The 20,670-nt window shown below is 58.3% G+C and carries 16 protein-coding genes and 1 pseudogene; 9 read left to right on the top strand and 8 right to left on the bottom strand.

Translation table 11 applies throughout. The annotated features are described in order from the left end of the window. Nucleotides 1-9: 9 nt before the first annotated feature. The 3 genes from AC6I4B_RS16625 to AC6I4B_RS16615 all read right to left on the bottom strand — a co-directional run bounded on the left by AC6I4B_RS16625 (nucleotide 10) and on the right by AC6I4B_RS16615 (nucleotide 4,721). On the bottom strand, nucleotides 10-1,578 hold the full coding sequence (locus AC6I4B_RS16625) for an ABC transporter substrate-binding protein (protein WP_497766753.1): 1,569 nt from the start codon (nucleotides 1,576-1,578) through the stop codon (nucleotides 10-12). Nucleotides 1,579-1,761: 183 nt separating this feature from the next. Beyond that, nucleotides 1,762-2,376 carry an enterobactin synthase subunit EntD gene (gene entD, locus AC6I4B_RS16620; RefSeq protein ID WP_497766752.1) on the bottom strand — a complete coding sequence of 205 codons (615 nt, stop codon included), beginning with the start codon at nucleotides 2,374-2,376 and terminating at the stop codon, nucleotides 1,762-1,764. Nucleotides 2,377-2,429: 53 nt separating this feature from the next. Further along, on the bottom strand, nucleotides 2,430-4,721 hold the full coding sequence (locus tag AC6I4B_RS16615; protein ID WP_497766750.1) for a TonB-dependent siderophore receptor: 2,292 nt from the start codon (nucleotides 4,719-4,721) through the stop codon (nucleotides 2,430-2,432). 192 nt (nucleotides 4,722-4,913) lie between these two features. Here AC6I4B_RS16615 and fes point away from each other — a divergent pair, with 192 nt between their 5' ends. The 3 genes from fes to entF are packed head-to-tail and all read left to right on the top strand — an operon-like array spanning nucleotide 4,914 to nucleotide 10,225. Beyond that, nucleotides 4,914-6,131, top strand: a complete 1,218-nt coding sequence (gene fes / locus AC6I4B_RS16610; protein ID WP_497766748.1) for an enterochelin esterase — start codon at nucleotides 4,914-4,916, stop codon at nucleotides 6,129-6,131. A gap of 15 nt (nucleotides 6,132-6,146) precedes the next feature. Next, nucleotides 6,147-6,365: an MbtH family protein gene (locus tag AC6I4B_RS16605; RefSeq protein WP_497766747.1), complete on the top strand. Its 219-nt coding sequence runs from the start codon at nucleotides 6,147-6,149 to the stop codon at nucleotides 6,363-6,365. Then, entirely contained in the window at nucleotides 6,362-10,225 is a 3,864-nt protein-coding gene (gene entF, locus AC6I4B_RS16600) for an enterobactin non-ribosomal peptide synthetase EntF (RefSeq protein WP_497766745.1), read from the top strand. Before AC6I4B_RS16605 ends, entF begins: the two co-directional genes overlap by 4 nt. Here entF and AC6I4B_RS16595 read toward each other — a convergent pair. From AC6I4B_RS16595 to fepD, 4 genes and pseudogenes are all read right to left on the bottom strand, one after another. After that, nucleotides 10,217-10,324 (bottom strand): annotated as a pseudogene (locus AC6I4B_RS16595) (hypothetical protein); the annotation flags it as partial. The gene entF and the pseudogene AC6I4B_RS16595 overlap by 9 nt on opposite strands. Nucleotides 10,325-10,364: 40 nt before the next feature. Continuing rightward, nucleotides 10,365-11,159 carry an iron-enterobactin ABC transporter ATP-binding protein gene (gene fepC, locus AC6I4B_RS16590; protein WP_497766743.1) on the bottom strand — a complete coding sequence of 265 codons (795 nt, stop codon included), beginning with the start codon at nucleotides 11,157-11,159 and terminating at the stop codon, nucleotides 10,365-10,367. Beyond that, on the bottom strand, nucleotides 11,156-12,148 hold the full coding sequence (gene fepG / locus AC6I4B_RS16585) for an iron-enterobactin ABC transporter permease (RefSeq protein ID WP_497766741.1): 993 nt from the start codon (nucleotides 12,146-12,148) through the stop codon (nucleotides 11,156-11,158). The genes fepC and fepG overlap by 4 nt, the downstream gene beginning before the upstream one ends. Then, nucleotides 12,145-13,152 carry a Fe(3+)-siderophore ABC transporter permease gene (fepD, locus tag AC6I4B_RS16580; RefSeq protein ID WP_497766739.1) on the bottom strand — a complete coding sequence of 336 codons (1,008 nt, stop codon included), beginning with the start codon at nucleotides 13,150-13,152 and terminating at the stop codon, nucleotides 12,145-12,147. The genes fepG and fepD overlap by 4 nt, the downstream gene beginning before the upstream one ends. 110 nt (nucleotides 13,153-13,262) lie before the next feature. Between fepD and entS the strand changes: the two genes are divergently transcribed. Next, entirely contained in the window at nucleotides 13,263-14,501 is a 1,239-nt protein-coding gene (gene entS / locus AC6I4B_RS16575; protein ID WP_497766737.1) for an enterobactin transporter EntS, read from the top strand. 90 nt (nucleotides 14,502-14,591) lie between these two features. Here the strand turns inward: entS and fepB are convergent, their stop codons facing one another. Continuing rightward, nucleotides 14,592-15,551, bottom strand: coding sequence for a Fe2+-enterobactin ABC transporter substrate-binding protein (gene fepB / locus AC6I4B_RS16570; protein ID WP_497766735.1), 960 nt, complete (start codon nucleotides 15,549-15,551; stop codon nucleotides 14,592-14,594). A gap of 234 nt (nucleotides 15,552-15,785) precedes the next feature. Here fepB and entC point away from each other — a divergent pair, with 234 nt between their 5' ends. Genes entC through entH form a run of 5 tightly spaced genes read left to right on the top strand, consistent with a single transcriptional unit; the run spans nucleotide 15,786 to nucleotide 20,618 of the window. Continuing rightward, nucleotides 15,786-16,961: an isochorismate synthase EntC gene (gene entC / locus AC6I4B_RS16565; protein ID WP_497766734.1), complete on the top strand. Its 1,176-nt coding sequence runs from the start codon at nucleotides 15,786-15,788 to the stop codon at nucleotides 16,959-16,961. A gap of 9 nt (nucleotides 16,962-16,970) precedes the next feature. Continuing rightward, nucleotides 16,971-18,581, top strand: coding sequence for a (2,3-dihydroxybenzoyl)adenylate synthase EntE (gene entE, locus AC6I4B_RS16560; RefSeq protein WP_497766732.1), 1,611 nt, complete (start codon nucleotides 16,971-16,973; stop codon nucleotides 18,579-18,581). Between the two features lie 12 nt (nucleotides 18,582-18,593). Next, complete coding sequence (locus AC6I4B_RS16555) at nucleotides 18,594-19,448, top strand: isochorismatase (RefSeq protein WP_497766730.1); 855 nt, start codon at nucleotides 18,594-18,596, stop codon at nucleotides 19,446-19,448. Beyond that, a complete protein-coding gene (gene entA, locus AC6I4B_RS16550) occupies nucleotides 19,448-20,203 on the top strand; it encodes a 2,3-dihydro-2,3-dihydroxybenzoate dehydrogenase EntA (protein WP_497766728.1) in 756 nt (251 codons plus the stop codon). Before AC6I4B_RS16555 ends, entA begins: the two co-directional genes overlap by 1 nt. 1 nt (nucleotide 20,204) lies before the next feature. Next, nucleotides 20,205-20,618 carry a proofreading thioesterase EntH gene (gene entH / locus AC6I4B_RS16545; RefSeq protein ID WP_497766726.1) on the top strand — a complete coding sequence of 138 codons (414 nt, stop codon included), beginning with the start codon at nucleotides 20,205-20,207 and terminating at the stop codon, nucleotides 20,616-20,618. The last annotated feature ends 52 nt before the right edge of the window (nucleotides 20,619-20,670 follow it).

Below are 20,670 nucleotides of genomic sequence, written 5' to 3'. Positions count from 1 at the left end.
CGGCAGCGATTATTTGGTGATGCGATCGTACCAGACCATATCGGCGTTCAGCCCTTGCTGATACCCCTTAACGTTGTCGCGCACCACGATTTGCGTTTTGCCCTGGTCAACAAAGACGTAAGGCGCGTTGTGCTGCAACTCCTCTTGCATTTTCTTATACATGTCGAGGCGTTTTGCCGGATTTGGCTCAGCGACGGCCGCCAGCGTCTCTTTGTTCAGCTCTGGAATTTTCCAGCCGTTCAGCCCCGCAACCGTGCTGGACTTACCATCGTTAAAGGCAAAAGAGCTGGCGTTGGAATGGGCGTCGAAGTAATCCGGCAGCCACATGCGAATCGCCGCCTGGTGCTGTCTGGCGCGAACGCGGGCGTACACCTGGCTACCTGCCGCAGGCAGAAGATCAATCTTCACGCCGCCCTGGGCAAAGCTCGCCTGCATTGACTGGGCAATGGTGATAAACGGCGGTTTGTTTTCTACATCCAGCGTGAAGTGCGCGTCTTTGATCCCCGCTTTCGCCAGAATCGCTTTTGCTTTTGCCGGGTCGAAGGTGAACGGGTTATTTTCCAGCGCGCCTGGCATTCCAACCGGAATAAAACTTTGATGGACGAAATACTGCCCTTTCAGCAGGTCTTTGGTGATGCCGTTGTAATCCACCAGCCAGCGCGAGGCTTCCCAGAATGCGGGGTTGCTCAACAGTGGGTTGGCGCTATTACCGGCGTTGAAGGCCAGATAATTTTGCTCGGCAGACGGGATACTTAACACCGTAATCCCCGGTTTACCCTGCAAGGCGTTGATGTTGTCAGCGCCGAGGTCACGGACTAAATCCGCATCGCCTTGTTGAATCAGCAGGCGGCGAGACGCCGGATCTGGCACGTTTTTAATAATAATGCTCGCCAGTTTTGGCGCACCGGTCGGTGAGTTGGCGTTGGCCTCCAGCACAATCGCTTGATGTGGCTGGTAGACGCGCATTTTAAACGCGCCGCTGCCCGCAGAGTGCATTTTCAGCCAGGCGTTGCCGAGATCATCGCCTTTGATGTTTGGCGTCACCTGTTTTTCATCGACGATAGAGGCAATTGGCGTCGAGAGAATGTTCAGTGCCACCGACGGGCTGACATCCGCCGTCCAGTGCAGTTGCAGCGTGTGGTCATCCACTTTTTTCAGCAAGCTGGCCACGTTGTCTGCCTGCCAGCCCAGCACGTTGAGAATAAATGCCGGTGATTTGTTCAGCGTCACCGCGCGGGTGTAGGAGAAAATAATGTCTTCCGGGCGAACGGGGTTGCCGGAGGCAAATTTGGCGTCGCTTTTGAGCTTCACGGTCAGCGTTTTGGCGGCGGGGTCGGCCTGCCAGCTTTCGGCGAGAACAGGGACGATTTTTTCAGGATTATCGCGGTCTGGTTGGACAAGGCGTTGGTAAAGGCTGGGAACGGTTTGAATACTGGAGAGTTCGTTGGCTTCGGCAGGATCAAGGCTGACAATGTCATCTAACCCTTGCGCCACCACCAGTGTATTGGGCGGCGTGGCGGCGTGAGCTGTGGCCGTTAATGCGCTAACCACCAGTAATGGCAGCAGTTTTTTGATCATGATTTTATCCCTGTTTCGCTGGTTATTTGTTTTTGTGTCGTTACGTTAGCGCCAGGCGAGAAGGGTCGTAAAGTCATAATTTCACTTATCTTATAAAAATATGACGTAATAAAGGCAGGGCGAAAAAAGGGGCGTGCGCGACGCCCAGCGTCAGCACACCCGCAAAGAAGGCGGCGGCATCATTCATACCCGCGTGATGACGCTCTGCGGCTCCACGGCGAACCATTGCACCGAAACGGTTAAGGCAAGCGTTGGGATCTGGAGCGTTATCTGCTGAGCATCGATGGCGCAAACCTCGGCGTCATGAAAGTTTTGTAGCTGCGGGTAGCGTGCAGAAAACGCTTTATACAGGCTCTCTTTGGCTGAAAAAGCCAGCGTTAACGCCAGCGGGAAGGGCAGGGAAGTATGGCGAAGCCGCGCGCACTCTTGCGCCGTGGTAATAGACTCGGCGAGTTCTTCTGCCAGCGCTGCGCTGAATATGGCTTCAATATCAACGCCTACTGGCGTACGGGCAACGATCGCCACCGCCGAATGCCCGCTATGGCTGATGCTACCGTAAAGACCCGCAGGCCACAGCGGTTGGCGGTTTTCACCTATGCCCGGCACGGTTTTCTCACCCCATTCGCGCAGCGCGTAAACGGCGGCAATACGTCCGGCCAGATGCTCGGTCTGGCGCTTTTTCACGCATGGCGCAAGCTGGGCATGATGGGGCAACCACAGTAAATCGCTGGTGGTAAATGTCTCGGGTTGGAAATCGATACGCTGGAGGCCGTGAAACCGGTGGTGATGAATAAGCATAAGGCTCCTGAGAACCCCCTCTCCCTGGCGGGAGAGGGGCGAACAGTGAACAATCAGAAGTGAGTGTTAATGCTCATATACCAGGTGCGGCCTGGTTCGTTATAGGTGTACGCGCCAGCGCCCGCCATATAATCACCGGTTTTGGTATCGCTAACCGTTTGGGCATTACCTTCACGCCACAGACGCTTATCAAAGACGTTATCCACGCCGCCGGTCAGGCTGACGTTTTTGTTCACGTCCCAGGTCGCGCTCAGGCCGAGAATGCTGTACGGGCTGATTTCCTTAGTGGATGTCCCGGTGACCGGTTTACCCTGATAATCGTATTTCTTCGGCTGCTGTTTACCGTACCATGTGAAGGTCGATTGTACAGAAACGTCCTGCTGTACCTGCCAGCTCAGCGTTGAGTTCAGCGTGTACTCTGGAATAATCGACAGACGTTCGCCGGTCTCTTTATTCTTACTTTGCAGCATGTAGGTGATGTTGTTAGTCCAGTTAACGGTTTCGCTTACCGGAATATTCAACGTCCCTTCCAGCCCTTCGACCACCGCTTTAGGAATGTTTTCCCACTGGTAAATATCGGTGTAGGTAGTGGCAGTTTTGCCCGTAGTTGGGTTTTTCTGGGTAATTGACGTGCGATCCAGCGGCGTCATGCCCGCTTCAATCTTGTTACGATAATCGTTACGGAACCACGTAACGCCAGCCAACCAGCCGTCGCGTTTGAACTCCAGACCAATCTCTTTGTTGATGCTGGTTTCTGCTTTCAGATCTTCGTTACCCATCATGTAGCAGCCGATACCGGTCGCCGCGCCGGTGGCGTAGCAGCCCTGGCCTTTACTGTACAGAATATAGTTCGGGTTGGTCTGGTACAGGCTTGGCGCTTTATAGGCGCGGGCGATGCCCATTTTCAGGGTGAAGTCATCGCCCAGGCCTTGTGACAGGTTCAGAGATGGGCTCCAGTTATCACCAACGATGCTGTGGTGATCGAAGCGCAGCGCCGGGGTCAGCATGGTGCTGTCGGTAATCTCCATGTTGTTTTCAGCGAACAACGAGAAGATTTCGGCCTGAGAGTAAGGGCTACGGCCAGTGCTGTTTTGGCCCGGAATGTTACCGCCCATAAAGGTTTGGGTATTGGATGAGGAATCTTTCATCCGCTGCTGATTCCATTCGGTTCCGAGCGTCAGGTTCTGATTCACCCACAGCTCAAACGGAACGCTGATTTCACTGTGCAGCATCACGTCAGACAGGTCGGTATCGTTAAACTGATTGCTGCTAAACAGCCCTTCGAGGCCGCCCGCTAACCCTTCGCCCAGACGGGAGTTGCGGGTATGTTCGTACTGCACCCAGTTGCTGGTGGTGATCCCGTTATCCCAACCGCCGTTCCAGGTCAGCGCATAGTTCTGGCGATACATACGGTTAGTTTCTTTGCCGTAGTATTTTTTCACCAGCCCATTGGTTTTATTGTCGTTGTTCGTGTTCTGGGTGTCCCCAGCGTACAGGTTGCCCTGACGGCTATAGCCCGCTTCTAACTCCAGTGATTGCATTGGCGCGAAGTCCCAGCGCACCTGGCCATTAATGTCTTTATTGATAACACCTTCACGACCGGCTGGCATGGTGTCGGCATACGCACCGGTACGCTCGGACTGATGCCCCTGGTTGATGTCCCACGCATCGGCCTGGGTTTTATCGAGGTTGCCGTACAGACGGAAGCTGAAATCGCCGCCCATTGGGCCATTCAGGCTGAAGTTCGTCCGCTTGGTAGAGCCTTCTTCTTTATGCTCTGGTGCGTTGAAGTAGGTGTTCCAGGAACCGTGCCACTCGTCGCCGCCTTTTTTGGTGATAATGTTCACCACGCCGCCCGCTGCGCCGTTGCCGTAGCGTGCCGCCGCAGGGCCACGCAGCACTTCAATGCGTTCAATCATTTCAGGCGGAACCCAACCGGTATCGCCACGCGTATCACGCTCGCCGCGCCAGCCCTGACGCACGGCGTTACGGCTGGTTACCGGTTTACCGTCAATCAAAATCAGGGTGTTTTCCGGGCCCATACCACGAATATCAATCTGGCGATTGTTACCGCGCTGGCCGCTGGTGGAGTTACCGGTCAGGTTAACGCCCGGCATGGTACGGATGATTTCCGACACATCGCGAGCGGGAGGATTCTTACGAATTTCATCAGCGGTGATGGTTGACACGCCGGGTGCTTGCAGGTTCTGCTCGGCGGCGGTAACGACCATAGTTTCGCCGTTGCTATCGTTGGTGTTGGTAGTCTCTGCGGCGAAGGCTGAAGATGCGACGCCATAAATACCCAGGTTGACCAATAAGGCTAGGGATTTGATTTTATTATTCATTGTGAGTCCTGCTTTTCATCGCCGCGCTCTGAGGTAGTTCCATTCCCAATGGGAAAAGAGTCGGCAGGTTATATGCATAAGCATGGGAAAGTTGCGCGCCAATACGCTATTGCAAATGCAAATAGTTATCAATAATATTATCAATATTTTTTAAAGTGTAAGAACAAATTCCACAATAAACATGGGGTTAACGTGGCGGAGCAGTTAGCGACAGGAAGTGACGCATGGTGGGCAGCCCTAAAAGGCCCACAATATGAACAGGTTAACGACGGTTATCAGGTCACTTTTTGGTGGCGTGACCCGGCGGGAACGGAGCGTACTTCGGCGATTCGTCGGGTGTGGATTTACATTACCGGCGTGACCGATCACCACCACAACTCAGCGCCGCAAACCCTGCGACGCCTGCCAAATACGGACGCCTGGTACTGGACTACCACGCTTCCGGCGACATGGCGCGGCAGCTACTGTTTTGCCCCTTCAACGCGGGAAGATGATTTCGCCCCTGAGATTTTTACCGCTGACCACCCCGACCGAATGTTGCTGCGCGAAGGCTGGCGCAAGCTACTGCCACAGGCCATTGCCGACCCACTCAACCCACAAAGCTGGATGGGCGGGCGCGGTCATGCTGTTTCGGCGCTGGAAATGCCCCAGGCCCCCGAACAACCCGGTTGGTCTGCGCCTGCCGAAACCTGGAATACGCCGCAGCGCCTCACCTGGCACAGCCAACGGCTGGGGAATACGCGGCGCGTTTGGGTTTTCACTACCGGTCGTGAGAGCGAGGATGAGCGCCCGTTAGCGGTGCTGCTGGACGGCCAGTTCTGGGCGCAAAGTATGCCGGTGTGGCCTGCGCTCACCGCGCTGACCGACGCGGGGAAACTCCCTCCTGCGGTGTACCTGCTGATTGACGTTATCGACAACGTCCATCGCAGCGTTGAGCTGCCCTGCAACCCTGATTTCTGGCTGGCGGTGCAGCAAGAGTTGTTGCCGCAGGTACAGGCCGTTGCGCCATTCAGCCCGCGCGGCGATCGCACCGTGGTGGCAGGGCAGAGCTTTGGTGGCCTTTCCGCGCTGTACGCGGGGCTGCACTGGCCGACGCGTTTTGGTTGTGTGCTGAGCCAGTCGGGATCGTACTGGTGGCCGCATCGCGGCGGGCGGCAAACGGGTGTACTGCAAGAACAACTACAGCGCGGTGAACTGACCGCCAACGGGCTGCGCATTGTGCTGGAAGCTGGCCTGCGCGAGCCGATTATATTTCGCGCCAATCAGGCGCTTTTTGCCCAGTTATCTGCCACACAGCAGCCGGTTTTCTGGCGTCAGGTTGACGGCGGACACGATGCGCTTTGCTGGCGCGGCGGCTTGACCGCCGGGCTTATCACGCTTTGGGGTTCCCAGGCGGCAACGCGCGACTAATGACAGGAGTTTGGTATGCAAGTCAGTAACCCCTTCGATGCGGCGCAAGGGCTGTTTTATCTTCTGCAAAATCCTCAACACCAATTTAGCCTCTGGCCTCAGCACTGTTCGCTGCCTGCGGGCTGGACGGTCGTCTGCGAGCCACAGCCGCTGGAGGCGTGTAACGCCTGGCTGTCTGCCCACTGGACGACGCTGACTCCCAGCGCGTTTGTCGCCACGGGAGGCCGCGCATGAGCAACCGTTTACCGCTGATAGCCGCTCAACCGGGGATCTGGATGGCGGAGACGCTCTCAACCCTGCCGAACGCCTGGAGCGTGGCGCACTATGTTGAACTGAAAGGCAACATCGACGGCGCACTGCTGGCGCGCGCCATCGCCACCGGCATGATGCAAGCCGACACGCTGCGAATGCGCTTTAGCGAAGAGCATGGCGAAGTGTGGCAGTGGGTGGACGAGAGCATGGTGATTGCGCCGCCAGCCTGCCATGACCTGCGCACTGAGGCAGACCCGCAGCAGGCCGCGTTAGCCTTAATGAATGCCGACCTGGCGAAAAACTCGCGCGTTGATAGCGGCAACCCGCTGTTTTGTCATCAACTTTTCCAGGTGGGCGATAACCATTGGTTCTGGTATCAGCGCTATCACCACCTGCTGGTGGACGGCTTTAGCTTCCCGGCGATTACCCGCCAGATAAGCCTGATTTACCAGGCCTGGCAGCGCGGTGAAGCGACGCCGGAATCGGCCTTTACGCCGTTTGCCGACGTTGTGGAGGAGTATCTGCGTTATCGCGAAAGCGAAACCTGCCAGCGCGATAAAACCTTCTGGGCCGAGCAGCGCAAGGCCTTGCCGTCTCCGGCCTCGTTATCATCCGCGCCGTTACCGGGGCGGGCGACAAGCACTGCCATTTGGCGGCTGAAACTGAGCGCCGACCGTCGGACGTTCGCGCGCATCACGGCGGCAGCGCCGCAATGCCAGCCTGCGGATTTAGCGCTGGCGCTCGCCGCGCTATGGCTGGGGCGTTTGTGTGGACGCAGTGATTATGCCGCTGGCTTTATTTTTATGCGCCGAATGGGTTCTGCGGCGCTGACCGCCACTGGGCCGGTGTTGAACGTGTTGCCGCTGGCGGTGACGCTTAACGGCCAGGAAACGCTGGCTGAGCTGGCGTTACGGTTGTCGGGGCAGTTGAAAAAAATGCGCCGCCATCAGCGTTACGATGCCGAACAAATCGTGCGTGATGCGGGGAAAGCGGCGGGTGATGAAGCGCTGTTTGGCCCCGTATTTAACGTCAAAATGTTTGATTATCGCCTCGCGTTCGACGACGTTGTTGCGGTAACGCACACGCTGGCGACCGGGCCGGTGAACGACCTTGAACTGGCGCTATTCCCGGATGAAGACGGCGGCCTGTCGCTGGAAATTCTGGCGAATCAGCAACGTTACGATGAAGTGTCCTTACGCCAGCATATCGCCCGTTTAACCGCATTATTGCAGCAGTTCGCCGATAATCCGGCGCTAAGCTGTGCCGATGCCGAGCTATTGTCTGCCGATGAATATCAGCGTTTGGCGCAAATCAATGCCACCCAGCACGAATTACCGCACGCGACGTTAAGCTCACTGGTGGCCGAGCAGGCGGCGAAAACCCCCAATGCCATCGCGCTGGTGGACGCGCAGTACCGCTTTACCTACCGCGAAATGCGCCAGCAGGTCGTCGCGCTGGCGCAATTGTTACGCCAGCGTGGCGTACAGCCCGGCGATAGCGTCGCCGTTGCGTTGCCGCGCTCGGTATTTCTGACGCTGGCGCTCCATGCGATTGTCGAAGCGGGAGCCGCCTGGCTGCCGCTGGATACCGGCTACCCGGACGACCGTCTGCACATGATGCTGGAGGACGCGCGCCCGTCGCTGCTGATAACCTCCGACGACCAACAGCACCGTTTCCCACAGTGCGAAAGCCTGTGTCTGAACGCCCCGCTCGCGGCGGGAGACGCTCAGCCGCTGGGGTTAATGCTGCCAGAGCAGACGGCATACATCATCTTTACCTCCGGCTCGACCGGCAGGCCAAAAGGGGTGATGGTGGGTCATGAAGCGATCGTTAACCGCCTGCTGTGGATGCAGGATCGCTATCCGCTAAGCGAGCGGGACGTGGTGGCGCAAAAAACGCCGTGCAGTTTTGACGTGTCGGTGTGGGAATTTTGGTGGCCGTTTATCACCGGAGCAAGCCTGGTGATGGCGGAGCCTGAAGCGCATCGCGACCCGTTAGCCATGCAGCGTTTCTTCGCGGAATATGGCGTGACGACCACCCACTTTGTGCCCTCAATGCTGGCGGCGTTTGTCGCCTCGCTCACGCCAGAAACGGCAGCGAACTGCTGCTCGTTACGCCAGGTATTTTGCAGTGGTGAAGCGTTGCCAACCGCGCTGTGTCGCGAATGGGAAGTGCTGACCCACGTGCCGTTACACAACCTGTATGGCCCAACGGAAGCGGCGGTGGATGTCAGTTGGTATCCGGCCTATGGCGTAGCGCTGGCGGCAGTGAGCGGCAACAGCGTGCCTATTGGCTATCCGGTGTGGAATACCGGCCTGCGGATCCTCGATGCGATGATGCGCCCAGTACCATTCGGTGTCGCGGGGGATTTATACCTCACCGGCATTCAGTTGGCGCAGGGCTATTTAGGTCGCCCGGATCTCACCGCCAGCCGCTTTATCGCCGACCCATTTGCGCCAGGCGAACGGATGTACCGCACCGGTGATGTGGCGCGGTGGCTGGAAAATGGCGCCGTGGAATACCTCGGGCGCAGCGACGATCAGCTGAAAATTCGCGGCCAGCGCATTGAGCTGGGGGAAATCGACCGCGTGATGCAAACGCTGCCGGACGTCGAACAGGCGGTGGCTCATGCTTGTGTGATCAACCAGGCGGCGGCGACCGGCGGCGACGCGCGGCAATTAGTGGGCTATGTGGTGTCAACCTCCGGGCTACCGCTGGCGTTGGATGCGCTGTTGTCACGGCTGCGCGAACAGTTACCGCCGCACATGGTTCCGGTGGTGCTGCTTCAGCTAGACGCGTTGCCGCTGAGCGCGAATGGCAAACTTGATCGCAAAGCGCTGCCGCTGCCATCGCTGGAGCAAAAAACGGCGGGTCGAGCGCCACAGAGCGCCATTGAAATGCAGGTGGCTGAGGCTTTCAGCCAACTGCTGGGCTGCGAGATTAATGATGTCGATGCCGATTTCTTCGCTCTCGGCGGCCACTCGCTGCTGGCGATGCGCCTTGCCGCGCTGCTTAGCCAGTGTACTGGCCGTCAGGTGACGCCGGGGCAGGTGATGGTTTCTTCTACCGTCGGCAGCCTGAGCGCACTGCTGGCGTCCACCGATGACGAACAGGCACAGCGTTTAGGTTATGAACCGCTGTTACCGCTGCGTACGGGGAGCGGGCCGACGCTGTATTGCTTCCATCCGGCGTCTGGTTTTGCCTGGCAGTTCAGCGTGCTGTCGCGGTATTTATCACCGCGTTGGTCGATTACGGGCATTCAGTCTCCACGCCCGGATGGGCCAATGCAGATGGCGCGAACGCTGGACGAGGTGTGCGATCACCATCTGGCTACCCTGCTCGCACAGCAGCCGCAGGGGCCTTATTACCTGTTAGGTTATTCGCTCGGAGGCACGCTGGCGCAGGGCGTTGCCGCGCGTTTGCGTCAACGTGGGGAAGAGGTGGCGTTCCTCGGCCTATTGGATACCTGGCCGCCGGAAACACAAAACTGGGTGAAAAAAAGGGCTAACGGGCTTGATCCTGCGGTATTAGTAGAGATTAGCCGAGAGCGTGAAGCGTTTCTTGCCGCACAGCAAGGGCAGGCATCCAGCGCGTTGTTTAACGCTATCGAAGGCAACTATGCCGACGCGGTGCGTCTGTTAAGCACCTCCCGCAGCTCTAGTTTTGACGGCAAAGCGACGCTGTTTGTCGCTGAGAAAACCCGCCAGGCCGACCCGCACCAGGCGTGGGAGCCGTGGGTGGGTGAGCTTGAGGTGTACAGCCAGGATTGCGCGCACATCGATATCATCACCCCGTCGGCGTTTGAAGCCATCGGGCCGGTGATTCGGGAGATATTAGGGTAATAGAGGCGGATTGCCGGATGGCGGCGTAAACGCCTTATCCGGCCTACAAAATGGTGAAACCCGTGTAGGCCGGATAAGCGCAGCGCCATCCGGCAATAAGAGGCAACCGTGCCGGATGGCATGTTACGGTGCTTAATGCTTAACGCCGCCCAAGCGGCACAACGAGCGGGGTATGGGCGACAGGATCATCAATAATCATGCAGCGCAAACCATAAACCGCTTCAATCAATTCCGGGGTGACAATCTCTTTTGGCGCACCTTCCGCAACAATTTTGCCATCGCGCAGCGCAATCAGATGTGTTGCGTAGCGGCAGGCCTGGTTTAAATCATGCAGCACTGCGGCGAGTGTAAAACCGCGCTCGCGGTTTAGCTCGCTCAACAATTCCAGCAAGTCTATCTGATGGCTGATATCCAGCCAGGTCGTCGGCTCGTCGAGCAACATAATCGAAGTGTCTTGCGCCAGCACCATCGCAATCCATGCCCGCTGGCGTTGACCGCCGGAAAGGGTATCCACGCTCTGGTTAGCCAGATTCACAATACCGGTCGCCTGCATGGAGCCCTGCACCGCGTCTTCATCTTCCTGCCGCCAGCGGCTAAACAGCGGTTGGTGTGGGTAACGCCCGCGCGCGACAAGCTCTTGCACCGAAATATCGCCCGGTGTGGTGGCGTTTTGCGCCAACAGACCAATGCGCCGCGCCACCTCTTTACTGGCGTACTGCTGAATTTCTTCGCCATCGAGATACACATGACCGTGAACCGGCGTCATCAAACGGCTTAGAGTGCGCAAAAGTGTCGATTTACCACAGCCGTTGGGGCCGATGATCGCGGTGAAATGGCCATCCGGGATGGTGACATTCAGCGACTCGGCAATGGTTTTTTTACCGTAGGCAAGGGTTAACTGGTCGCCGCGCAAACGGGCTACGGTGTCGGTCATTTTTTGCGAGACTCCTGAATAAGCAACACGATGAGGTAGATACCGCCGAGACTGACGGTCACCACACCCACCGGGAGTTGATACGGTAAGAATAACTGCTGGGCGCAGAAATCGGCGGCGCTGAGCAATAGCGCGCCGCACAGTGCGGCTTGCGTCAGACCCCAGCGCGCAGTGCCGCTGAGGCGACGGGCGATGTGCGGCGCGACCAGCGCGATAAACGAAATCGGCCCCGCCAGCGCGGTGGCGGCAGCGGTTAATACCACCGCAATCAGCATCAGCAGCAGGCGGGAAAACTCGACACGCACGCCCAGCGCGCAGGCGCTGTCATCGCCCATTTCCAGCAGGCGCAGACGACGCACCAGCAGCGCGGAACAAACCAGCGCAACGCCCATCAACGGGGCGGCGGGCCAGATTTTGGCCCACGTCAGGCCATTGAGTGAACCGGCAAACCACAGCCCGGCAGAGACAGCGGTTTCCAGCGAGGCGCGCAGCAGCAGCCAGGTGTTAAACGCCATCAGCATCGCGCGGATGCCAATGCCGATAATGATCAGCCGGAAGGTGTCGATACCGTTGCGCCACGCCAGTGCCCAGACCAATAGCGAGGTAAGAATGCCGCCCGCCATCGACGCCAGGGTGATCGCGGTTAAATGCTGGCCGAAGAACACCATTGCCACTAACACGCCGCTCCACGCGCCGGTGTTAAAGCCCATGACATCCGGGCTGCCGAGCGGGTTACGCATTAATGACTGGAAAATAGCGCCGCTGACGCCAAGCGCCGCGCCAATCAGCAACGCCATCAGCACGCGTGGCAAGCGCCATTCGGTGACTATCATGGAGATAGCGCGCGGGGCGTCGCCGAACAGGGCGGCAACCACCTGAGAAAGTTCCAGCGTGACCGCGCCGCTGCGCAGGCTCCACAACGCCAGCAACAGGCAAGCGGTGATCAGCAGCAGACAACTGGCGATTAAACGGCGAGAAGGCGTGGTCATCGGCCACCTCCGCTACGCTGGCGGCGAACGAGGAAAATCAGCACCGGCGCGCCAATAAAGGCGCTGACCACCGAAACGCGCAGCTCGCCCGGCACTAACAGACGGCCAATAATATCGGCAAACAGCAGCAGCGACGGCGTGGCGAGCAGTGTCACCGGCAGCGACCAGCGATGATCCGCCCCCACCAGCCAGCGGGCAATATGCGGCATCATCAGGCCGATAAATGCAATTGGCCCGACCACCGACGTGGCGCTGGCGCACAAAATGGTGATGACCAACAGCCCGGTTATTTGCGTGCGCGCCACTTTGCTGCCCAGCGCGGTGGCGGTATCGGTGCCGAGGCTCAGACTGTTGAGCGAGCGGCTCATCATCAGGGCGACGACGGCGGCAATCAGCACCGGTATCAGCACCGTTTTGAGGGTTTGCAGAGTACGAATATCCAACGAACCGGCTTGCCAGAAGCGCAGTTGGTCGTATACGTCGGGGTTGAGCAGGGCGATGCCGTTCGACAACCCTTCCAGCACGGCGGCGAGCGCCACGCCCGCCAGCGTTAAACGCACCGGACTGAGTTGACCGCCGCCCTGGCTGCCGGTAAACGCCACCACTAATGAGGCCACCAGCGCGCCGCAAAAAGCCATCGCCAGTTGCTCTTCAGGAGAAGAGATACCCAACAGCGCCGCGCCAAGCACAATGGCGAAGCTGGCTCCGGCGTTAACGCCCAAGATACCGGGATCAGCCAGTGGGTTGCGGGTGAGGGTTTGCATCAGCGCTCCGGCAAGGCCGAGTGCGCCACCCGCCAGTAGGCCAGCGAGCGTTCGGGGGAGCCGCGCGTCGAGCACGATAGTGCAATCCGCACTGCGGCAAGTACCGCTGAGGGCATCAACGACGACGGATATCGGCAGCGGTTTTGCGCCAATCAATAAGCTGAGTGTGACGGCGAGAGACAGCAGTATCAGTAAACCGGGCAGCGCAACGGCGCGCAGCGCGGAGGTGGAAAACGACATGGTGACATCCCTGATGTGATAATGATAGTGATTATCGTTATCTATCTTATTCGTTTATGTTAGCATGAGCGCCCTCGGAAAGGGTATGAAAAAAGTCACAAGGTCTTGTAATGAACCGACAATCCTGGCTGCTAAATCTGAGCCTGCTAAAAACGCATCCGGCCTTCCGCGCCGTCTTTATCGCCCGTTTTATCTCCATTCTTTCGCTTGGCCTGCTCGGCGTTGCCGTGCCGGTACAAATCCAGATGATGACGCACTCCACCTGGCAAGTCGGGCTGTCGGTTACTTTGACCGGCGGGGCGATGTTTGTCGGGTTAATGGTCGGCGGTGTGCTGGCTGATCGCTACGAACGGCGCAAATTGATTTTGCTGGCACGTGGTACTTGCGGCATCGGTTTTGTCGGGCTGTGGCTGAACGCGCTGCTGCCGGAGCCGTCGTTGTTAGCGATTTATCTGCTGGGATTATGGGACGGCTTTTTTGCCTCGCTGGGCGTGACGGCGCTGCTGGCGGCTACTCCGGCGCTCGTCGGGCGTGAAAACCTGATGCAAGCCGGGGCGATCACCATGTTAACGGTGCGTTTAGGCTCGGTGATTTCGCCGATGGTCGGCGGGCTGTTGCTGGCTTCCGGTGGAGTGTCGTGGAACTACCTGCTGGCGGCGGCGGGGACGTTTATTACGACCCTGACACTGTTGCGTTTGCCGCAACTGCCACCGCCGCCACAACCGCGCGAGCATCCGTTTACATCGCTGGTGGCGGGGTTCCGTTTTCTGCTTAGTAGTCCGTTGATTGGCGGCATTGCGCTATTGGGCGGGCTGGTGACGATGGCCAGCGCAGTGCGCGTGTTGTATCCGGCGCTGGCGCAAAACTGGCAGATGTCGGCGGCGCAAATCGGCCTGCTGTATGCGGCTATTCCGCTCGGCGCGGCGTTGGGGGCGCTAACCAGCGGGCGTCTGGCGCACCACGAGCGGCCTGGTTTGTTGATGCTGCTGGCGACGGTGGGAGCGTTTGTCGCCATTGGTCTGTTTGCGTTAATGCCACATTGGGCGCTGGGGATGGTGTGTCTGGCGCTGTTCGGTTGGTTGAGTGCGGTGAGTTCGCTGTTGCAGTACACCTTGATTCAAACCCAGACGCCAGAGGCGATGTTGGGGCGAATCAATGGCCTGTGGACGGCGCAGAACGTCACCGGCGATGCCATTGGCGCGGCGCTGTTAGGTGGGCTTGGGGCGATGTTGACGCCGGTGGCTTCGGCGAGCGTGAGTGGGTTGGGGTTGGTGATTATCGGTTTGCTGCTGCTGATGTTGTTGGTGACGTTACGCCGTTTTCGTCAGACGCCACCCGATGCGGCCTGATGCCGGATGGCGACGCAAAGCGTCTTATCCGGCCTACCCAAACCCCGTAGGCCGGATAAGGCGTTAGCCGCCATCCGGCAATACGCGGATTTAACCAAAAAGCTCGGCGAGGCGTTGTAATACGCGGGTCGCGCTGTAGTAGTCAAGACGGAAGGTTTCCGTACCCAGCGCATAGACATGGCGATTTTTTACCGCCGGAAGATGCGCCAGCAGTGGGTTGGCGTAAATCGCATCGACATCTTTTTGGTCACCGGCAAACAGGAACAGGCTCTCGCCGTTGAGGCCGGTCGCCAGGTTTTCACCACCAAGCTGGATGATGTCGTGGCGTTTACCCTGGCTTTGGCTGGCCTGAAGGTTGGCTGGTAGCGTGGCTAGCACAAAGCCTAACTGCTCAAGAAATTGCCCCTGGGCAGACTCGTTCGTCCACAGGTTGGCGCTGTGCGCGGCAGCGGTGTACACCAGCGCGCTTACCGGCTGTGGTGGCAGTTTAATCTGCTGTTTCACCGCCGCCAGTTGCTTATCAAACTCGGCAATACGCGCGCTCGCCTGCGCTTCCTGACCGGTGATTTCGCCCAACTGAGTCAGCAGTGCCTGCCAGCTTTTATCGTCGTAGTTGATGATAAGCGTCGGGGCGATAGTTGAGAGCTGGTCGTACAGCGCCAGCGCTGAATCGCCGCCGGTTGCGCTTATCAAAATCAGGTCTGGCATTTGTGCGGCAACGGCCTCGGCGCTGGGTTCACCGATATACAGGCGAGCCAGTTTGCGCGCTTTGGCAACGTCGCCCCATTGGCGCAAAAAGCCCTGCGCGTCGGCGACACGGTTGTTGGGCGTGGTGGCGCCGCTGGCGATAACCGGCGCGTCAATCGCTAGCAGGGAACCGGTTAGCGTCACGCTGGTGGAGACGATGCGGGTAGGTTTGTGCTCCAGCGTGTGTACGCCGTGGCTGTCGGTTATCTGGCGCGGCCATTCGGCGGCCTGGGCTGAGGATAATCCTAAAACGCTGAAGCCGGCGATCAGTGCCGCAGTGCGCCACAAGGTGGAGAGATTCACAGATAAGTGTCCTGGTTATGGTTGGTTAATGCTTCTCATTTTCAGCTATTGTTTGCGATCGATGCAAGCCCCCAACGGGCGCGCGGCAAAACAACCTCAGGGCGATGGCGTTTCTATTAAGCACAAGATGCTGCTTTGCGCGGTTGACATGCACCGCATTTGCTTTTAGCTTACCGAACCAAAATATAAATGATAATTATTCGTAATACCTTTATTGTTTTTGTGGAGGATGATATGGAAACGTCACTGGCCGCAGATGCACATCAGCATCAGGCTACGCTCTCGGCAGACAGCTTTTTCTTTATGTCGCCGTTCCGCAGCTTTACTACTTCGGGCTGCTTCCAACGCTTCACCTGTCCCGCTGAAGGGGGAGAGGCCGCAGACAGCGCTTTTCAACAGCAGTTGGCGGCGGCTTTTGCTGCGGCGAAAGCGGCAGGCATTGCTAATCCGGTGATGGTGGGGGCTATCCCATTCGACACCCAGCAGCCTTCGGCGCTATTTATCCCTGAGCGCTGTGAAACGTTTTCTCGCACCGCCAAACAACAGTCATCGCGCTATCACGCCTCGCGTGAGCCGCTGGCGGTGACCGCACGTCAGGAGATCCCTGAATATCCGGTGTTCCTCGATATGGTTGCCCGTGCGGCGGCGCTGACGGCAACGCCGGAGGTCGATAAAGTCGTGCTGTCCCGGCTGGTTGATATCGATGCCGACCGCCCGCTGGACAGCGGCGCATTGCTGGAGCGTCTGGTGGCGCAAAACCCGGCAAGCTTTAACTTCCACGTTCCGCTGCCCGATGGCAGTGTGCTGCTTGGCGCAAGCCCGGAGCTGCTGTTGCGCAAAGAGGGCGAGCATTTTAGCTCGCTGCCGCTTGCCGGTTCTGCGCGCCGTCAGCCTGACGATGTGCTGGACAGAGAAGCGGGCAACCGTCTGCTGGCCTCGGAAAAAGACCGCCACGAACATGAACTGGTCACCCAATCGATGCAGCGTACGTTAGCGCCGCGAAGCCTTTCGCTGTCGCTGCCGGAAACCCCGCAATTAATTACGACGCCAACGTTATGGCATCTGGCGACCCCAATCGAAGGGCAGGCGAAAGCGACTGAAAACGCGCTGACGCTGGCCTGTTTGCTGCACCCAACCCCTGCGCTGAGCGGTTTCCCGCATCAGGTGGCAAAGCAGTTGATTGCGGAGCTGGAACCGTTCGAGCGTGACCTGTTCGGCGGTATTGTCGGCTGGTGTGATGCGGAAGGTAACGGTGAGTGGGTGGTGACGATTCGCTGTGCGCGGGTGAACGCTAACCGCGTTCGCCTGTTTGCCGGAGCGGGCATTGTGCCTGCGTCGTCGCCGGAGTCTGAATGGCGTGAAACCGGCGTCAAACTCTCCACCATGCTGAATGTATTCGGCCTGCATTAAGGAATCATCATGACCGTGGAATTTACCCGCTGGCCGGATGCGCTGGCGGCTCGCTATCGAGAAAAGGGCTACTGGCAGGATTTGCCGCTCACTGACATGCTAACTCGCCACGCGCAGAGCGAGGCGATTGCCGTGATTGATGGCGAACAGCAGGTGAGCTATCGCCAGTTGAACCAGTCCGTCGATAACCTCGCCGCTGTGCTGCAACGCCAGGGGCTAAAGCCCGGCGAAACGGCGCTGGTGCAGTTGGGCAATGTTGTTGAATTTTATATTACCCTGTTTGCGCTGCTGAAAATCGGCGTTGCGCCGGTGAATGCGTTGTTCAGCCATCAGCGTAGCGAGCTTAATGCCTATGCTGACCAAATTGCTCCCGCCGCACTGATTGCCGACCGTAGCCATGCGCTGTTTGGCGACGACGCTTTCCTCAATACGTTTTGCGATCAGTACCGCTCGCTGCGGGTGGTGTTACTGCGCAAAGGCGAGGGCGACCACGCGCTGGAGGCGGCTATCGCTCGCCCGGCAGAAGGGTTTGTGGCGACGCCAACGGCGGCAGATGAAGTGGCCTTTTTTCAGCTTTCTGGCGGCAGTACCGGCACGCCGAAACTGATCCCACGAACCCACAATGATTATTACTACAGCATTCGCCGCAGTAATGAGATTTGCCGTTTTGATAGTCACACGCGCTACCTGTGTGCGATTCCGTCGGCGCATAACTACGCCATGAGTTCACCGGGGGCGCTGGGCGTTTTTCTGGCGCAAGGTACGGTCGTGTTGGCGGCTGACCCTAGCGCGACGCTCTGTTTCCCGTTAATCGAAAAGCATCAGGTCAACGTGGCGGCGCTCGTGCCACCGGCGGTGAGCCTGTGGCTTCAGGCGATTCAGGAGTGGGGCAGCAATGCGCAGTTACAGTCTTTGACGCTACTGCAAGTGGGCGGCGCGCGGCTTTCGGCGACGCTGGCGGCGCGAATTCCGGCGGAAATTGGCTGCCAGTTGCAGCAGGTGTTTGGCATGGCTGAAGGGCTGGTGAACTACACCCGCCTTGATGATCCGCTGGAGAAAATTCTCAATACCCAGGGCTACCCCATGTGCCCGGACGATGAAGTGTGGGTCGCGGATGAAAACGGTAATCCACTGCCGCGCGGCGAGGTTGGGCGTTTGATGACGCGTGGCCCGTACACCTTCCGTGGTTACTACAAAAGCCCGCAGCACAATGCCAGCGCCTTTGATCAAAACGGTTTTTATTGTTCCGGCGATCTGATTGCTATCGATGCCGAAGGCTATATCACCGTGCAGGGGCGCGAGAAAGATCAGATTAACCGTGGGGGTGAAAAAATCGCCGCCGAAGAGATTGAAAACCTGCTGTTGCGCCACGAGGCGGTGGTTCATGCGGCGTTGGTCAGCATGGAAGACAGCCTGCTGGGCGAGAAAAGTTGCGCCTATCTGGTAGTGAAAGAGCCATTGCGTGCCGTGCAGGTGCGCCGTTTCCTGCGTGAACAGGGCGTGGCGGAGTTTAAGCTGCCGGATCGCGTCGAATGCGTAGAGCAATTGCCGCTGACTCACGTTGGTAAAGTCGATAAAAAACAATTACGTCAGTGGCTGGCTACCCGCTCGCTGGCCTGAAGGAGAGAATAAATGGCGATTCCAAAATTACAGGCTTATGCGCTGCCGACGGCGCTGGATCTGCCTGAGAATAAAGTTAACTGGGCGTTTGAACCGAAGCGCGCGGCGCTGCTGATTCACGATATGCAGGAGTATTTCCTCAATTTTTGGGGCGAAAACAGCGAGATGATGGCGACCGTGGTGGCGAACATCGCCGCCCTGCGCGACTTCTGCAAAAAGAGCGGTATTCCGGTGTATTACACCGCGCAGCCCAAAGAGCAGAGCGATGAAGACCGCGCGCTGCTTAACGATATGTGGGGGCCTGGGCTGACCCGTTCGCCAGAGCAACAGCAGGTGATTGCCGCGCTGGCGCCGGATGAAAACGACACCGTGCTGGTGAAATGGCGCTACAGCGCATTCCACCGTTCGCCGCTGGAAACGATGCTCAAAGAGAGCGGGCGTGACCAACTGATTATCACCGGTGTGTATGCACACATCGGTTGTATGACGACCGCAACCGACGCATTTATGCGCGATATTCAGCCGTTCTTTGTCGCCGATGCGCTGGCGGATTTCAGCCGTGACGAGCATTTAATGTCGCTGAAATATGTTGCCGGACGTAGCGGGCGCGTGGTCATGACGGATGAGCTGTTGCCTGGCGTACCTCACAGTAAAGCGGCGCTGCGTGCGCTGGTGCTGCCGTTGTTGGATGAGTCTGACGAGCCTTTAGACGACGAAAATCTGATTGATTACGGCCTGGATTCGGTACAGATGATGGCGCTGGCGGCGCGTTGGCGGAAAGTGCATGGCGATATTGATTTCGTGATGTTGGCGAAAAACCCTAGCATTGACGCCTGGTGGGCGCTGCTTTCCCGCGAGGTGAAATAATGGCCGGATGGGATTTTAGCGGACAAAACGTCTGGGTGACTGGCGCGGGAAAAGGCATTGGTTACGCCACCGCGCTGGCCTTTGCCGAAGCGGGGGCGCGTGTCACGGGTTTTGATTTAGCCTTTGATGGTGGCGATTATCCGTTTGCCACCGAAGTGCTGGACGTTGCTAACGCCGGTCAGGTGGCGCAGACGTGTGAGCGCCTGTTAGACAACACCGATCGTCTGGACGTGCTGGTTAATGCGGCGGGCATTTTACGCATGGGGGCGACGGATGCGCTTAGTCAGGCCGACTGGCAGCAGACTTTTGCGGTCAACGTGGGCGGTGCGTTTAACCTGTTCCAGCACACGATGGCGCAATTTCGTCGCCAGCAGGGCGGGGCGATTGTGACGGTGGCATCAGACGCCGCACACACGCCGCGCATTGGCATGAGCGCTTATGGCGCATCGAAAGCCGCGCTGAAAAGCCTGGCGCTGACCGTCGGGCTGGAGCTTTCGAGCGCCGGTGTGCGCTGTAATATTGTGTCGCCGGGTTCAACCGATACCGATATGCAGCGTGTGCTGTGGCTGAACGATGACGCCGAGCAACAGCGTATTCGCGGCTTTGCCGAGCAGTTTAAGCTGGGGATCCCGCTGGGCAAAATCGCCCGCCCGCAGGAGATTGCCAACACTATCCTGTTCCTGGCATCCAGTTGCGCCAGCCACATAACGTTGCAGGATATCGTGGTGGACGGCGGCTCCACGCTGGGAGCGTAAGATGATTTGGAAACGTCATTTAAGCCTTGAGGAACTCAACGCCACCAGCGCCAACACGATGGTGGCGCATTTGGGCATTGTGTATAGCCACATTGGTGACGACAGCCTGGAAGCGGTGATGCCGGTGGATAACCGGACGCATCAGCCGTTTGGCCTGCTGCACGGTGGCGCGTCGGCGGCGCTGGCAGAAACGCTCGGTTCGATGGCCGGTTTTCTGATGACCCGTGAAGGACAGTGCGTGGTGGGAACGGAGCTGAATGCGTCGCACCATCGCCCGGTGTCGCAGGGGCAGGTGCGCGCGGTGTGTCAGCCGCTACATTTAGGGCGGCAAAGTCAGAGCTGGGAAATTGTGGTGTTCGATGAGCAAGGGCGGCGCTGCTGCACCTGCCGTCTGAGCACGGCGGTACTCGGTTAATGTAATATTGTGTGGTATTGCCCGATGGCGCTGCGCCCATCGGGCCGACAAA

Source organism: Kluyvera fluvialis (genome assembly GCF_059725275.1).
Note: the sequence above shows the minus strand (reverse complement) of the source record. Positions and strands in the feature narration are given on the sequence as shown.

Coding starts and splice junctions, on each gene's coding strand:
- AC6I4B_RS16625 (WP_497766753.1), bottom strand. CDS start 1,578: ATGATCAAAAAACTGCTGCCATTACTGGTGGTTAGCGCATTAACGGCC.
- entD (WP_497766752.1), bottom strand. CDS start 2,376: ATGCTTATTCATCACCACCGGTTTCACGGCCTCCAGCGTATCGATTTC.
- AC6I4B_RS16615 (WP_497766750.1), bottom strand. CDS start 4,721: ATGAATAATAAAATCAAATCCCTAGCCTTATTGGTCAACCTGGGTATT.
- AC6I4B_RS16605 (WP_497766747.1), top strand. CDS start 6,147: ATGCAAGTCAGTAACCCCTTCGATGCGGCGCAAGGGCTGTTTTATCTT.
- entF (WP_497766745.1), top strand. CDS start 6,362: ATGAGCAACCGTTTACCGCTGATAGCCGCTCAACCGGGGATCTGGATG.
- fepC (WP_497766743.1), bottom strand. CDS start 11,159: ATGACCGACACCGTAGCCCGTTTGCGCGGCGACCAGTTAACCCTTGCC.
- fepG (WP_497766741.1), bottom strand. CDS start 12,148: ATGACCACGCCTTCTCGCCGTTTAATCGCCAGTTGTCTGCTGCTGATC.
- fepD (WP_497766739.1), bottom strand. CDS start 13,152: ATGTCGTTTTCCACCTCCGCGCTGCGCGCCGTTGCGCTGCCCGGTTTA.
- entS (WP_497766737.1), top strand. CDS start 13,263: ATGAACCGACAATCCTGGCTGCTAAATCTGAGCCTGCTAAAAACGCAT.
- entC (WP_497766734.1), top strand. CDS start 15,786: ATGGAAACGTCACTGGCCGCAGATGCACATCAGCATCAGGCTACGCTC.
- entE (WP_497766732.1), top strand. CDS start 16,971: ATGACCGTGGAATTTACCCGCTGGCCGGATGCGCTGGCGGCTCGCTAT.
- AC6I4B_RS16555 (WP_497766730.1), top strand. CDS start 18,594: ATGGCGATTCCAAAATTACAGGCTTATGCGCTGCCGACGGCGCTGGAT.
- entA (WP_497766728.1), top strand. CDS start 19,448: ATGGCCGGATGGGATTTTAGCGGACAAAACGTCTGGGTGACTGGCGCG.
- entH (WP_497766726.1), top strand. CDS start 20,205: ATGATTTGGAAACGTCATTTAAGCCTTGAGGAACTCAACGCCACCAGC.